At 73.0% G+C, this 13,331-nt stretch carries 13 protein-coding genes; 10 read left to right on the forward strand and 3 right to left on the reverse strand.

Annotation, left to right across the window (positions count from 1 at the left end):
* The first annotated feature begins 1 nt into the window (after window position 1).
* From ACGFIA_RS15105 to ACGFIA_RS15120, 4 genes are all read left to right on the forward strand, one after another.
* Window positions 2-1,282 carry an ABC transporter permease gene (locus tag ACGFIA_RS15105; RefSeq protein ID WP_393260357.1) on the forward strand — a complete coding sequence of 427 codons (1,281 nt, stop codon included), beginning with the start codon at window positions 2-4 and terminating at the stop codon, window positions 1,280-1,282.
* A gap of 93 nt (window positions 1,283-1,375) precedes the next feature.
* Window positions 1,376-2,086: a cytidine deaminase gene (locus ACGFIA_RS15110; protein WP_357381458.1), complete on the forward strand. Its 711-nt coding sequence runs from the start codon at window positions 1,376-1,378 to the stop codon at window positions 2,084-2,086.
* Between the two features lie 164 nt (window positions 2,087-2,250).
* Window positions 2,251-3,531: a thymidine phosphorylase gene (locus ACGFIA_RS15115; protein WP_393260360.1), complete on the forward strand. Its 1,281-nt coding sequence runs from the start codon at window positions 2,251-2,253 to the stop codon at window positions 3,529-3,531.
* 88 nt (window positions 3,532-3,619) lie between these two features.
* Window positions 3,620-4,300 (forward strand): DUF4272 domain-containing protein, encoded by a 681-nt coding sequence (locus tag ACGFIA_RS15120; protein WP_393260363.1) that lies wholly within the window; start codon window positions 3,620-3,622, stop codon window positions 4,298-4,300.
* A gap of 6 nt (window positions 4,301-4,306) precedes the next feature.
* Here the strand turns inward: ACGFIA_RS15120 and ACGFIA_RS15125 are convergent, their stop codons facing one another.
* Both ACGFIA_RS15125 and ACGFIA_RS15130 read right to left on the reverse strand, forming a co-directional pair.
* Window positions 4,307-5,158, reverse strand: a complete 852-nt coding sequence (locus ACGFIA_RS15125) for a putative RNA methyltransferase (RefSeq protein ID WP_393260366.1) — start codon at window positions 5,156-5,158, stop codon at window positions 4,307-4,309.
* Between the two features lie 3 nt (window positions 5,159-5,161).
* Window positions 5,162-5,635 (reverse strand): MarR family transcriptional regulator, encoded by a 474-nt coding sequence (locus tag ACGFIA_RS15130; RefSeq protein ID WP_357381466.1) that lies wholly within the window; start codon window positions 5,633-5,635, stop codon window positions 5,162-5,164.
* A 57-nt stretch (window positions 5,636-5,692) separates the two neighbouring features.
* On the opposite strand from ACGFIA_RS15130, the gene ACGFIA_RS15135 reads away from it, so the two are divergent.
* Genes ACGFIA_RS15135 through ACGFIA_RS15150 form a run of 4 tightly spaced genes read left to right on the forward strand, consistent with a single transcriptional unit; the run spans window position 5,693 to window position 8,428 of the window.
* On the forward strand, window positions 5,693-6,319 hold the full coding sequence (locus ACGFIA_RS15135; protein WP_357381468.1) for a hypothetical protein: 627 nt from the start codon (window positions 5,693-5,695) through the stop codon (window positions 6,317-6,319).
* Window positions 6,307-6,882 (forward strand): NADPH-dependent FMN reductase, encoded by a 576-nt coding sequence (locus ACGFIA_RS15140; protein WP_393260371.1) that lies wholly within the window; start codon window positions 6,307-6,309, stop codon window positions 6,880-6,882. Before ACGFIA_RS15135 ends, ACGFIA_RS15140 begins: the two co-directional genes overlap by 13 nt.
* On the forward strand, window positions 6,879-7,301 hold the full coding sequence (locus ACGFIA_RS15145) for a PPOX class F420-dependent oxidoreductase (RefSeq protein ID WP_393260373.1): 423 nt from the start codon (window positions 6,879-6,881) through the stop codon (window positions 7,299-7,301). The genes ACGFIA_RS15140 and ACGFIA_RS15145 overlap by 4 nt, the downstream gene beginning before the upstream one ends.
* Before the next feature lie 50 nt (window positions 7,302-7,351).
* Window positions 7,352-8,428 (forward strand): adenosine deaminase, encoded by a 1,077-nt coding sequence (locus ACGFIA_RS15150; RefSeq protein ID WP_357381474.1) that lies wholly within the window; start codon window positions 7,352-7,354, stop codon window positions 8,426-8,428.
* On the opposite strand, the gene ACGFIA_RS15155 is transcribed toward ACGFIA_RS15150, so the two are convergent.
* Window positions 8,429-8,842, reverse strand: a complete 414-nt coding sequence (locus ACGFIA_RS15155) for a hypothetical protein (protein ID WP_357473046.1) — start codon at window positions 8,840-8,842, stop codon at window positions 8,429-8,431.
* A gap of 385 nt (window positions 8,843-9,227) precedes the next feature.
* On the opposite strand from ACGFIA_RS15155, the gene ACGFIA_RS15160 reads away from it, so the two are divergent.
* Together ACGFIA_RS15160 and ACGFIA_RS15165 are read left to right on the forward strand one after the other, a co-directional pair.
* A complete protein-coding gene (locus ACGFIA_RS15160; RefSeq protein ID WP_357473044.1) occupies window positions 9,228-12,866 on the forward strand; it encodes a nitrate- and nitrite sensing domain-containing protein in 3,639 nt (1,212 codons plus the stop codon).
* Window positions 12,863-13,267, forward strand: coding sequence for a roadblock/LC7 domain-containing protein (locus ACGFIA_RS15165; RefSeq protein WP_013283992.1), 405 nt, complete (start codon window positions 12,863-12,865; stop codon window positions 13,265-13,267). The genes ACGFIA_RS15160 and ACGFIA_RS15165 overlap by 4 nt, the downstream gene beginning before the upstream one ends.
* Window positions 13,268-13,331: the final 64 nt, after the last annotated feature.

Consider the following 13,331-nt stretch of genomic DNA (forward strand, 5'->3'; position numbering starts at 1 on the left):
CATGTCCACCACCGCTGTCCCCGAGGTCGCCGTTACCGCGGTCGACGAGGGTTTCTGGACCCGTAACCGGAAGATCGGCGCGGTCCTGCTGGCGCTCGGTGTGCTCGCGGCGGTGCTGTTCGGCGCGCTCGCGACCGACCAGCACGCGCGGTTCACGCTCAGTGAGACCGAGGGCGGGGCCGCCCTGGAGATCAACGGTACGGTCGGCGCGATCCTGTTCGGGCTGATCACCGCCGCGGCCGGAGGCGCGCTGCTGGCCGGTGTGCCCAAGCGCTGGTTCATGCTGCTGCTCGGTGCCGGGCTGGTCGCCTTCGTGCTGAGCTTCCTGTGCTGGCAGGTCTCCGCCGCGCCCGAGGGGCGCAACTTCATGCCGCTGGTGAACGTCGTCCGCGGCACGTTCATCCTGGCCCTGCCGCTGATCTTCGGTGCGCTCGCCGGTGTGCTCTGCGAGCGTTCCGGCGTGGTGAACGTGGCGATCGAGGGCCAGCTCCTGATGGGCGCGTTCTCCGGTGCGCTGTTCGGCAGCATGTCCGGCAGCGTCTGGGTGGGTCTGGTGGCCGCCGCCGTCGGCGGCGCGTTCATCTCGTTCCTGCTGGCCGTGTTCTCCATCCGCTACCTGGTCGACCAGGTGGTCATGGGCATCGTGCTCAACCTGCTCGCGGTCGGCATCACCGGCTTCCTCTACGAGCGGCTGATGCAGACCGACGCGGCGAAGTACAACAGCGCGCCCCGGTTCGGCAACTGGGAGATCCCGCTGCTGTCCGACATCCCGCTGCTCGGTCCGGCGCTGTTCCGGGGCAACATCTTCCTCTACCTCGGTCTGCTGCTGGTGCTGGTCATCCACCTGGCGCTGTTCCGTACCCGGTGGGGCCTGCGGACCCGCTCGGTGGGTGAGCACCCGACCGCGGCGGACACGCTGGGCGTGAAGGTGCTGCGGCTGCGCTACCGCAACGTGATCCTGGCCGGTCTGGTGGCCGGCGTCGGCGGCGCCTCGTACACGCTGGCGCTCTACTCGTTCACCAAGAACATGATCGGCGGTAAGGGCTTCATCGCCCTGGCCGCGCTGATCTTCGGCCGGTGGAGCCCGACCGGCGCGCTGCTGGCGGCGCTCTTCTTCGGCTTCGCCGACCAGCTCGCCACCTACCTCGGGGCGATCGGCAGCAGCATCCCGAGCCAGTTCCTGGCGATGCTGCCGTACCTGGCGACGATCCTGGCCGTGGCCGGGCTGGTCGGCAAGGTCCGGGCACCGGCCGCCGACGGCAAGCCGTACATCAAGGGCTGACCGCCCGCCGCGACACCGATGCCCGGCGGGGCGACCCGCCGGGCATCGTCGTCTCCGGCCGCAACCGCGACCGATCGGCGTTGACTGGGCAGAATGGGGATTGTGATGGAGATCGACTGGGAGCGGCTGCGGGCCGCCGCCACCGAGGTGATGCGGCACGCCTACGTGCCGTACTCGAAGTTCCCGGTGGGCGCCGCCGCGCTCGTCGATGACGGCCGGGTCGTGGTCGGCTGCAACGTGGAGAACGCCGGCTACGGGGTCACCCTCTGCGCCGAGTGCGGTGTGGTCTCGCAGCTGCACGCCACCGGCGGCGGCCGGATCGTGGCGCTGTCCTGCGTCGACGCCACCGGTGAGCCGCTGATGCCGTGCGGCAGGTGCCGGCAGTTGCTCTGGGAGCAGGGCGGGCCGGAGTGCCTGGTCGAGGCGAAGGGCGGGCCGTTGCGGATGGCCGAGCTGCTGCCGCACGCCTTCGACGTGGCCGACATCGAGGCGGTGACCGGCGAGCACCCGGTGCCTGTGGTGCCGGACCGGCTGGCCGCCTGGCGGGGCCGGGGCACCGTGTTCGTGCACCCCGACCTGTCGGCCGGGCAGCAGGTGTGGACCGCGTACTGGGAGCGGTCGTCCGGTGAGACCGGCGCCGAGACCGGCGTGCTGGAGGAGGGCTCGACCTGGGACGACCCGGCCGGGGCGATCGAGTGGGGGCTGGCGCGGACGCCGCGCGTGGTGGTGGTGGACGCTTCGGGGACGATCTTCTGGGCTGGTGAGGGTGAGCCTCCTACGGAGATTCCGGTTCGTTGGGGTTGAGCCGGTTGAGTCGGGGGTTGCGGTTGGGGCCGGGGGCCGACCGCGCCCGGCTCCGGGCGGTCAGGCTTGATCCCTCCGCCGGGCACGGTCGGCCCCGGCCCGACGTGGGCACCGAACGCGGCGAGTGCGGCCGACGTTGTTGATCTATTGATGGGAACTCAAAGGTGAGTGCTTTTACGGCGGTTGATGTCATTCGGGCCAAGCGGGACGGGGGTGTGCTGAGCGACGGGCAGATCGACTGGGTGGTCGACGCGTACACCAGGGGCCTGGTCGCCGACGAGCAGATGTCGGCGCTGGCCATGGCGATCCTGCTGCGCGGCATGACCGCTCCGGAGATCGCCCGGTGGACCGCCGCCATGATCGCCAGCGGCGAGCGGCTCGACCTGTCGCCGGTGTCCCGGCCGACAGTGGACAAGCACTCCACCGGCGGCGTCGGTGACAAGATCACCCTGCCGCTGACCCCGCTGGTGGCCGCCTGCGGCGCGGCGGTGCCGCAGCTGTCCGGCCGGGGCCTGGGCCACACCGGCGGCACGCTGGACAAGCTGGAGTCGATCCCGGGCTGGCGGGCGGCGCTCACGAACGACGAGTTCATCGCCCAGCTCCGCGACGTGGGCGCGGTGATCTGCGCGGCCGGCGACGGGCTCGCCCCGGCCGACCGCAAGCTGTACGCGCTGCGCGACGTCACCGGCACCGTCGAGGCGATCCCGCTGATCGCCAGCTCGATCATGAGCAAGAAGATCGCCGAGGGAACCGGCGCGCTGGTGCTCGACGTGAAGGTCGGCTCCGGCGCGTTCATGAAGAACGTCGACGACGCCCGCGAGCTGGCCCGCACCATGGTCGAACTGGGCGGCGCGCACGGCGTACGGACCGTCGCCCTGCTCACCGACATGACCACCCCGCTCGGCCTCGCAGTGGGCAACGCCGTCGAGGTGACCGAGTCGGTGGAGGTGCTCGCCGGTGGCGGCCCGGCCGACGTGGTGGAGCTGACGCTGGCGCTGGCACGGGAGATGCTCGACGCGGCCGGCCTGCCGGACGCCGACCCGGCCACCGCGCTGCGCGACGGGCGGGCGATGGACGCCTGGCGCACGATGATCCGGGCGCAGGGCGGTGACCCGGACGCCCCGATGCCCGTCGCGAACGAGGTCGAGGTGGTCACCGCGACCGAGGACGGCTGGGTCGCCGAGGTCGACGCGTACGCGATCGGGGTGGCCGCCTGGCGGCTCGGCGCCGGCCGGGCCCGCAAGGAGGACCCGGTGAGCATCCCGGCGGGCGTGGTGCTGCACAAGCGCCGCGGTGACCGGGTGCGGGTCGGCGACCCGCTGTTCGAGCTGCGCGCCGAGCACGCCGAGCGGATGCCCGCCGCGCTGGCCGAGGCACGCGCCGCGGTGCGGGTGGCGCCGGACGCGCCGGAGGCGACGCCGCTCGTCGTCGAGCGGATCGGCTGAGGGCCATGGTGCCGCCCCGGTCGGAGTCGCTATCCTCCCAGGCCAGGGGGGACCGACCGGCGAGGACCCGAACAGACAGGGACTGACCGTGCGCGTACCCGCTCCCGACCCCCGGGCCGTCCGGGAGGCGAGCCTGGACGAGTTGTCCCGGCTGGGCCTTCCGCTGCCACCGCCACAGTTCCCGCTGGTGTGGGAGCCGGACGACGAGATCGAGCTGCGTCCGACAGCGGAGATCGAGGCCCGGATAGCGGTCCTGCACGTGATCCTGGCCCGCTGCTTCGGGATGCCCGCGCAGGCGGCGATGGGCTGGCTGCTGGAGTCGCACCTGGTCGACTCGGTGACGCCGCCGGAGTGGCAGTTCGTGATGGGCGGCCGGGGTGACCACAGGTCGTTCGTGCTGCACCACGACGCCCTGTTCTCGCTGGCCTGGGTGCTCGGGCTGGCGAAGGAGCTGGACCCGACGGTGCCGGTGGACGAGCGGCTGGTCGAGCGGATGCCGAACCTGGTCGCGGGGGAGACGTTCGGCCAGTGGCAGGCCCGGATCCTGGCCGCGCCGCAGCATCCGGGCGACGCGGCGGCCCTGCTCGACCTGCACTACTGCCTGGACTGGGCGTACCTGGAGACGGAGAAGGCCGGCGGGCCGCTGCCCGGGCTGGTGGACGCCAACGCGATCGGGCAGCGCCGGTGGGCGCTGGAGTGGGCGGTGGTGCTGCGCGGGCCGTACCACGAGGAGCCGCCGGGCTGGGAAGAGGTCGACCTGTCCACCTGAGCGCGGTCAGCGCGGGCGGTGCACGCCGAGCCGGACCGAGAGCGTGACCGGCACCGGTTCGGGCAGCGTGGCGATGCGCGCGGCGAGCCGTTCCGGGTCGGCGTGCCAGGCGCTCGGTCCCATCCCGACGAGCGTGGCGACCTCGGCGCGGGTCAGCGCGAGCCGGGCCCGGTGCCCGGTGGCGGACTCCTCGGTGAAGTGGGCGCCGAGGCTCCCGGCAACCCGCTCGGCCTTGTCCGGGTCCACCCGCAGCAGGTCCAGCGCGTCGACGAGTTCGGTCAGGTGGTCGGCGGCCGGGGTGACCACGAGCAGCGCGCCGCCGGGGTCGAGCACCCGGTGGAACTCCGGGCCGTTGCGCGGCGCGAACACGTTCAGCAGCACGGCGGTGGACCGGTCGGCCAGCGGTAGTCGCTGCCAGGTGTCGGCCAGCGCGGCGGCGGCCCGCGGGTGGGCCTTGGCTGCGCGGCGCAGCGCCGGCTTGGAGACGTCCAGGGCCAGGCCGGCGGCGTCCGGCAGCGCCGCCAGCACCGCCGCGAGGTAATGCCCGGTCCCGGCGCCGGCATCGACGACCAGGGGGTACGGCTCGACGCCCGCGACGCGTACCGCTGTGGTCGCGAGCGCGGCGGCGACGGTGTCGTAGTGGCCGGCGGCGAGGAAGCCGGCGCGGGCGGCGACCATCTCGGCGCTGTCCCCGCTGTGCGGGGCGCGGCCGGCGAGCAGGTTGACGTATCCCTGCCGGGCCATGTCGAAGCTGTGCCCGCGCGGGCAGCGCAGCGCGCGTGCGGTGCCGGCGGTGGTCTCGGTGAGCGGTTCGGCGCAGACCGGGCAGCGCAGCCGGTCGAGGATGCGATCGTCCACGGCTCAGTGCTCCGCAGCCGGGCGGCCGGTGAGGTGGCCGATCACGCGCTGGCTGAGCGTGCCGAGCGCGGACACCTCGGCCGGGGTGAGCCGGTCGATCAGGTGCCGGCGGACGGCTGCCACGTGCCCCGGCGCGGCGGCCTCGACGGCCCGGCGCCCGGCCGGGGTGAGCACGACGACCGAGCCGCGGCCGTCGGTGGCGCACTCCTCCCGGGTGACCAGGCCGCGTTGCTGCATGCGGGAGATATGGTGGGACAGGCGGCTGCGGGACCAGAGCATCCGGTCTGCCAGCTCGCTGAGCCGTAGCCGCTGCTCCGGGGTCTCGGAGAGGTCGCTCAGGACGTCGTAGTCGGGCTCGGAGAGCCCGGCGTCCTGCATCAGCTCCCGGGCCAGTTCCAGGTCGAGCAGGCGGCGCATGCGGCGGTAGCCGCGCCACGCGCGGTCCTCCTGCTCGTCCAGCCAGCGGGGTTCGTCCACAGACCGATCCTACCGGTGTTGTTGACATGTCACCAAGTTGCGGCCTAGGTTGATGACATGTCAACCAAACTGCCGTCCCGGCTGGTGCGGCTGTCGGCCGGCCTGGCCCTGTTCGGCGGCAGCGTCGCGCTGATGGTCCGCGCCGACCTCGGGCTCGCGTCCTGGGACGTGCTGCACCAGGGCCTCGCCGACCGCACCGGCCTGCCGATGGGCCTGCTGGTAAACGGCGTGGCGCTGCTGGTGCTGCTGCTGTGGATCCCGCTGCGGCAACGCCCGGGCGTCGGCACCGTCGCGAACGTCGCGCTCGTCGGCCTGGCCCTCGACGCGACGCTTGCCCTGCTGCCGCCGGTCGACCCGCTCGCCGGCCGGATCGGCCTGCTGGTCGCGGGCGTCCTGCTCAACGGCCTCGCCACCGCGCTCTACCTCGGCGCCCGCCTCGGCCCCGGTCCGCGGGACGGGCTGATGACCGGCCTGGCCGCCCGCGGCCTGCCACTCGGCCCGGCACGCACCGGGATCGAGGTGACGGTGCTGACGGTCGGCTGGCTGCTCGGCGGTGCCGTCGGCCCCGGCACCCTGCTCTACGCGATCGGCATCGGGCCGATCGTCGCCTGGCTCGTTCCCCGGCTCACCGCGCCGGCCCCGGCCGCCGTCCCGACAGGAGTGACCTCACCATGCCCCGCCTGAACGTCGTCGTCGCCAGCACCCGCCCCGGCCGGGTCGGCCGTCGCATCGGTGACTGGTTCACCGCCGCCGCCGTCCGCCACGCCGGCTTCGACGAGGTACGCCTGGTCGACCTGGCCGAGATCGGGTTGCCCTTCCACGACGAGCCGCAGCACCCGTCCGAACGGGACTACCTGCACGAGCACACCCGCGCCTGGAGTGCCGAGATCGACGCGGCGGACGCCTTCGTCCTGGTCATGCCGGAGTACAACTACGGCTTCAGCGCGCCGTTGAAGAACGCGATCGACTACCTCTACCACGAGTGGCAGCACAAGCCGGTCGGCTTCGTCAGCTACGGCATGACCTCCGGGGGCCTGCGTGCGGTGCAGATGATCAAGCAGGTGGTGACCACGTTGAACATGACGCCGGTCAACGACCAGGTGGTCGTCTTCCTGCGGCAGGCGCTGGACGAGTCGGGTGAGCTGCGACCCGACCCCGGCCGTGAGGAGGCCGCCGCGCTCATGCTCGACCGGCTCGCGCGGCTGGCCGTCGCGCTCGCGCCGCTGCGGTCCGAGGTGGCGCGGTGAGCGCGGTGAGCGCCCGGCTCTGGGAGCTGTTCGGTGAGCGCGGGCGCGGGGTGCTCGCCACGCTGCGCCGGGACGGCCGGCCCCAGCTGTCGAACCTCGACTACCTGGCCGAGCCGGGTCTGATCCGCTGCTCCACCACCGGCGACCGGGCGAAGGTGCGCAACCTGCGTCGCGACTCCCGGGCCAGCTTCCACGTCACCACCGCCGACGGCGGGGCGTACGCGGTGGCCGAGGGCACCGTGACGCTCACCCGGCCGGCCGCCGCCACCGACGACGCCACGGTCGAGGAACTGGTCGAGGTCTACCGGCGGATCCGGGGCGAGCACCCGGACTGGGCCGAGTACCGGGCCGCCATGGTGGCCGACGGGCGGGTGGTCCTGCGGCTCGCGGTGGAGCGGGTGTACGGCTGGCGTCCCTGACCGGCCCGGTCGGCCGCCCGGCGGGCACCGGGGGTGACTAGGGTCTGAGCATGGTCGCAATCTCGTACGAGGACATCGTCAAGGTCCCGAAGGCGCTGCTGCACGATCACCTCGACGGCGGCCTGCGGCCCGCGACGATCGTGGAGCTGGCCGCCGAGGTCGGTCACGAACTGCCCACCACCGACCCGGCTGCGCTCGGCCTCTGGTTCACCGAGGCGGCGAACTCCGGCTCGCTGGAGCGCTACCTGGAGACGTTCGCGCACACGGTGGCGGTCATGCAGACCCCCGCCGCGTTGCGCCGGGTCGCCCGGGAGTGCGCGCTGGACCTGGCCGCCGACGGTGTGGTCTACGCCGAGGTGCGGTTCGCGCCGGAGCAGCACCTGGAGCAGAACCTGACCCTGGACGAGGTGGTCGACGCCGTCGTCACCGGCTTCCGGGAGGGCAGCGCGCTGGCCGCCGAGGCGGGCACCCCGATCCGGGTCGGCACCCTGCTGACCGCGATGCGGCACGCGGCCCGCTCGCAGGAGATCGCCGAGCTGGCCGTGCGGCACCGCGACACCGGGGTGGTCGGCTTCGACATCGCCGGCGCCGAGGCGGGCTTCCCGCCCACCCGGCACCTGGACGCGTTCGAGTACCTCCAGCGGGAGAACTTCCACTTCACCATCCACGCCGGTGAGGCGTTCGGCCTGCCGTCCATCTGGCAGGCGATCCAGTGGTGCGGCGCCGACCGGCTCGGCCACGGCGTCCGCATCGTCGACGACATCACCCCGGGCAACCCGCCGGTGCTGGGCCGGCTGGCCGCGTACGTGCGGGACAAGCGCATCCCGCTGGAGCTGTGCCCGTCGTCGAACGTGCAGACCGGGGCGGCGGCCTCGATCGCCGACCACCCGATCGGGCTGCTGCGCGACCTGCGGTTCCGGGTGACGGTGAACACCGACAACCGGCTGATGAGCGGCACCTCGATGTCGCGGGAGATGGCGCTGCTGGTGGAGGCCTTCGGCTACGGCTGGAAGGAACTCCAGTGGTTCACCATCAACGCGATGAAGAGCGCGTTCATCCCGTTCGACGAGCGGCTGCGGATCATCGACGAGGTGATCAAGCCGGCGTACGCCGAGCTGATCGGCTGATCACGACTGGCGGGGGTGGCCGGAGAGCAGCGCGGCCACCCCGCGCAGCACCTGCCCGGCCCGGGCCGCCTCGGCGCCCAGTCCGGTCTGCCGGCGCAGCACGGCTGGTTCGGCGCGCAGCAGCGCGACGCCGCGCCGGAGCAGCACCCGGGGCGCCTTGCGCTGTTCGGCGAGATCCCGGGCGAGGCGGCGCAGGAACGTCGCGCCACGCGGGCGGCGCAACGCGTACGCCCCGGCGAGCAGCCCGCGTCGCCGGCACTCGGCCACGATCTCGGCCGCGAAGATCCCCTCGGCGACGAAGATTGGCGATCCGTCGACATCGAATGGCCGGGTGGCTACCCGGCGGTCCGCGCCGATCGCATAAACCGGCACTTCGGCCTTGCCCTCACGGGCCAGTCGGGTGATTGTTTGCACCGCTGTGTCCGCATCCCAGGACAGTGGGGACTCCCAATCCACCTGTCCGTTTCGACGTGGACACGTAGGGTCATCGCCGTCCTTGTAGAAGTCGTCCAGGCAGAGCACCGGAAGTCCGGTTCGCTGGGCTATGTATGACTTTCCCGACCCGGAGGGGCCGGCTAGCAAGACGACGCGGTGCGGGTGATTCATTACCTTCAGTGACTCCGGCCAGACGGATTGCTATCAAATTGCATCAACATCTCATCACACCTCCGGCGAGGGACAACCTGGTCTTTCTCTTTGCGGAGCGGCGTGATGGAATCTCGGAGGTCCGACCCGCCGGGTCGGTCGCTCGGCGTTGCCCTCAGGGTGGCGCGGAGCGCGGTAATGCGAGGGCGGTGACGTGAGCAAACGGCCAACGACGGCGGGCTCCTTCCTGTCGCGGCTGCGCCGGCCGATGAGCCGGCTACGCGACATGCCGATCTGGTCCAAGCTCGGTCTGATCATGATCGTGCCGACCATCGCCACGGTCGTGGTGGGCACCAGTGGTCTGGTCGACCACCTGGAGACGCTCAACAATGCCAACCGGGCGGGGGATCTGGCCAACCTGATCGGCTACTCGGGTGACCTGGTCGACACCGTGCAGGACGAGCGGGTCGGCGCCGTGCTCTTCCTCGGCGCCAAGGAGTTCCAGACCCGGGCGCAGTACCAGGAGGGTTACAACCGGGCCAACCAGCGGGTGGACCAGGCGAAGTCGCCCTACCTGCGGCAGCGTGGCGAGATCGACGACCTGCCCCGCAACTTCGTCGGGCTGCTGGACACGATCGACACCCAGCTGAAGGACCTGCCGGCGACGCGCAGCCAGGTGCTGAACGGCAAGCTCAAGATCAACGATGCCGATCAGGCGTACCGCCAGCTCATCGAGGACCTGCTGACCATCCGCGACTCGGCCACCCAGCTCGCCGGCAACAACGACCTGAGTGACCGGATGCGCGCGTCGGCCGCCGTGGCCCGCCAGAAGGAATACCTGACCCAGCGCCGGGTCGTCGTCCACCAGGCGCTCACCCAGAACCAGTACACCGCCGCGCTGCGCGAGCAGTTCATCGCCAGCGGCACCGGCCAGTCGCAGTCGCTGGCCACCTTCCAGGCCGTCGCCACCGAGCCCGACAAGCTGTTCTACGAGCAGACCGTCTCCGGGCCCGACCTGCGCAAGGCCGACCGCTTCACCAGTTTCATCTCCGGCAACAACAACGGCTCGATGGAGAACGCCCCGTTCGGGTCGGACCAGTGGGACCAGACCATGGTCGCCAACGCCAAGCTGATCCGGACCGTGGAGGCCCGGCTCGACGGCAACGTGGTCCGGCAGGCCGACGCGCTGCGCTCGGACACCCAGCGCCAGGTGTTCCTGGAGACCGGCCTGCTGCTCACCATGCTGCTGCTGGCCATCCTCTTCGCCTACCTGGTGGCCCGGTCGATGGCCCGCTCGCTGCGCGACCTGCGCCAGGGCGCCCTGGCGGTGGCCCAGTACGGGCTGCCACAGGCGGTCGCCCGGCTGCGGGATCCGCAGGTGACCGGCCAGCTCTCCCCGGTCCAACTGGCCAACCAGATCGCCGAGCCGCTGCCGGTGCGCAGCAAGGACGAGTTCGGCCAGGTGACCGAGGCGTTCAACGCCGTCCACCTGGAGGCCGTCCGTACCGCCGCCGAGCAGGCCGCCCTGCGGGCCTCGGTCGCGACCATGTTCGTCAACCTGGCCCGCCGCTCGCAGATCCTGGTCGACCGGCTGATCGGCCACCTCGACCGGCTGGAGCGCGGCGAGGAGGACCCGGACCGGCTGGCCGAGCTGTTCCAGCTCGACCACCTGGCCACCCGGATGCGCCGCAACGACGAGAACCTGCTGGTCCTCGCCGGAGCGGACTCCACCCGCGTGCAGCGCGAGCCCGCCGCCCTGATCGACGTGCTCCGCGCCGCCCAGTCCGAGGTCGAGCACTACACCCGGATCGAGTTCGGCGTGATCGACCGGGACATCGAGGTCGCCGCGCACGCTGTCAACGACCTGGTGCACCTGGTCGCCGAGCTGTTCGACAACGCCACCGCCTTCTCCCCGCCGGACTCCCAGGTCATGGTGGAGGCCCGGCGGGTCGGCGACCGCGCCTCCCTCTACGTGGAGGACCGGGGCATCGGCATCAGCCCGGAGCAGATCCGTGACCTCAACGAGCGGCTGGCCACGCCGCCGCAGGTGGACGTCGCGGTCTCCCGGATGATGGGCCTGGTCGTGGTCGCGCGGCTGGCCGCCCGGCACGGAGTCCGGGTCGAGCTGCGGCCCGGCGCCGACCGGGGCACCGTCGCCGACGTGACGCTGCCGACCTCGGTCCTGGTGCCGCGCGCCCTGGCCGGCCGCGGACAGCCCGGACCGGCGCTGCCGGCCGCCGGCCCGCAGCAGAACGGCCCGGCGCCGGCCTTCGGCGCCCTGGCCGCCTTCGGCAACAACGCGCCGAGCCTGCCGCCCGCGGCGCACCCGGGCTCCTCGGGCAACCAGGTCACGCTCGGCGGACGCGCCTTCGACCCGGCGCCGCGCAACGGCGCGGGCACCCCGGCGAACGCCGCCGGCGGCGGCCGGGCCATGCCGGCCTGGTCCGACCTGACCGGCGCCAACCCGGCCGGCGGGGACGGTGGCTTCGGTCCCCGGCCCGCAAACGGCCAGTCGATGGACCCGCTGCCGCAGCGGCGCAACCCGGCCGACGGCGATCCGGGCAGCACCGGCCAGCAGCCGGCGATCCCGCGTCAGCTCCCGAGCAGCCCGGAGGCGCGGCCCTACAGCCCGCCGCCGGTCTCCGCGCCGCCCGTCCCGCCGGTGTCGGCGCCGCCGCTGCCGCCGGTCTCCGGCGTGCCGGTCTCCGGCAACCCGATGCCGTACCGCCCGGTCTCGGCCGCCCCGGTCTCCGGCGACCCGTTCTCGGGCCGTCCGGTGTCCGCGGCGCCGGTCTCCGGTGACCCGCTGCCGTACCGCCCGGTCTCGGCGGCTCCGGTCTCCGGGCACCCCGCGTCGGCCGCCCCGGTCTCCGGGCAGCCCACCTCGGGTCACCCGGCCTCCGCGCCGCCGGCGAACCAGTTGCCGACGCGCCCGATGCCCGCCCCGGGTGTCAGCGCCCCGCCGGTCTGGCCCCCGGTCGCGCCGACGCCGGCTCCGCCGGTGCCGGAACGGCCCGCCAGTGGCATGGACATGACCACCGAGCTGCCCCGGGTGCCGCGCACGGAGATGCCCGCCAACCCGCAGCCGGCGGCTGGCCAGCAGGCCGCCGCTCCGGCGGCGGGCCGCCCGGCCACCCCCGCGGCGCCGGTGTCGCGCCCGGCCGCGCCGCAGCAGCCGGGCAACCGCCAGCGGTACGCGGACGAGACGATGGAGCTGCCGATCTTCCGGGAGCTGGAGTCGGCGTGGTTCCGTACCCGCCGGCCCGGGCCCAACGAGGAGGCGGCGGCCCCGGCCCCGGCGACGAACGGTGGCGCCGCCGCCACCCAGCAGTTCGCCAAGGTGGACACAGCCGGCCGGCCCGTGCCGCAGACGACACCAGCAACGACAGGTAACACACCGATGGCACACACTCCGACGGCCGGCGGAGCACCGCGTGACAACGGCGCGGCGAACGGGAACACCCGTCCGGCGTACACCGGGGGGTTGCCCACCCGGCAGCCGGCCGCGTCACCGCAGTCCTCACCGTGGCAGACCGCCGCCGACGACGGCTGGCGGGCCGCCTCCGCGGCCACCGAGGTGCCGGTCGCGGAGACCACCCAGAAGGGTCTGCCGAAGCGGAAGCCGATGGCGCAGCTCGTGCCGGGCAGCATCGAGAAGCCCTCCGCGTCGGTGCAGCGGCGGACGCCGGAGGGAGTCCGGGGCCTGCTCTCGGCCTACCATCGAGGCGTGCAGCGCGGGCGTAACACCGACAGCAACACGACCGGCCCGGAGGGCACTCCGGGCGGGCAGCAGTCCTCGCAGTCTGACTCAGGCCCGGCGGCCGGGAGCGGGCAGAAGGAGCAACAAGGATGACTACTACGCAGGATCTCGGATGGCTGCTCGCCAACTTCGCCGACCGGGTGCCCGGTGTGGCGCACGCGGTCGCGGTGTCGGCCGACGGCCTGCTTCTCGCCTCGTCCCGTGACCTTCCGCGGGACCGCGCCGACCAGCTCGCCGCGATCGCGTCCGGTCTGGTCAGCCTGACCCAGGGCGCGGCCCGCTGCTTCGAGGGCGGGGCGGTGTTGCAGACAGTCGTCGAGATGGACAACGGTTTCCTGTTCCTGATGTCCATCTCGGACGGCTCGTCGTTCGCGGTGCTGGCGGCGCGGAGCTGCGACGTGGGTCAGGTCGGGTACGAGATGGCCCTGCTCGTGGACCGGGTGGGCGATGCCCTGACGCCGCAGCCGCGAACGGCTGTGGGGATGATGGGCTGAATGACGCGCTGGCCGGTGGGTCAGGTGCGGGAACGACAAATACAGCGACGGATGCCACCGGGGC

The organism is Micromonospora sp. NPDC049203 (assembly GCF_043197215.1).
Lineage (GTDB): Bacteria > Actinomycetota > Actinomycetes > Mycobacteriales > Micromonosporaceae > Micromonospora.

Excerpts from the sequence above, each read along its gene's own strand:
- ACGFIA_RS15105 (WP_393260357.1), top strand. The coding sequence starts at position 2 with ATGTCCACCACCGCTGTCCCCGAGGTCGCCGTTACCGCGGTCGACGAG.
- ACGFIA_RS15110 (WP_357381458.1), top strand. The coding sequence starts at position 1,376 with ATGGGGATTGTGATGGAGATCGACTGGGAGCGGCTGCGGGCCGCCGCC.
- ACGFIA_RS15135 (WP_357381468.1), top strand. The coding sequence starts at position 5,693 with ATGTCAACCAAACTGCCGTCCCGGCTGGTGCGGCTGTCGGCCGGCCTG.
- ACGFIA_RS15140 (WP_393260371.1), top strand. The coding sequence starts at position 6,307 with ATGCCCCGCCTGAACGTCGTCGTCGCCAGCACCCGCCCCGGCCGGGTC.
- ACGFIA_RS15150 (WP_357381474.1), top strand. The coding sequence starts at position 7,352 with ATGGTCGCAATCTCGTACGAGGACATCGTCAAGGTCCCGAAGGCGCTG.
- ACGFIA_RS15165 (WP_013283992.1), top strand. The coding sequence starts at position 12,863 with ATGACTACTACGCAGGATCTCGGATGGCTGCTCGCCAACTTCGCCGAC.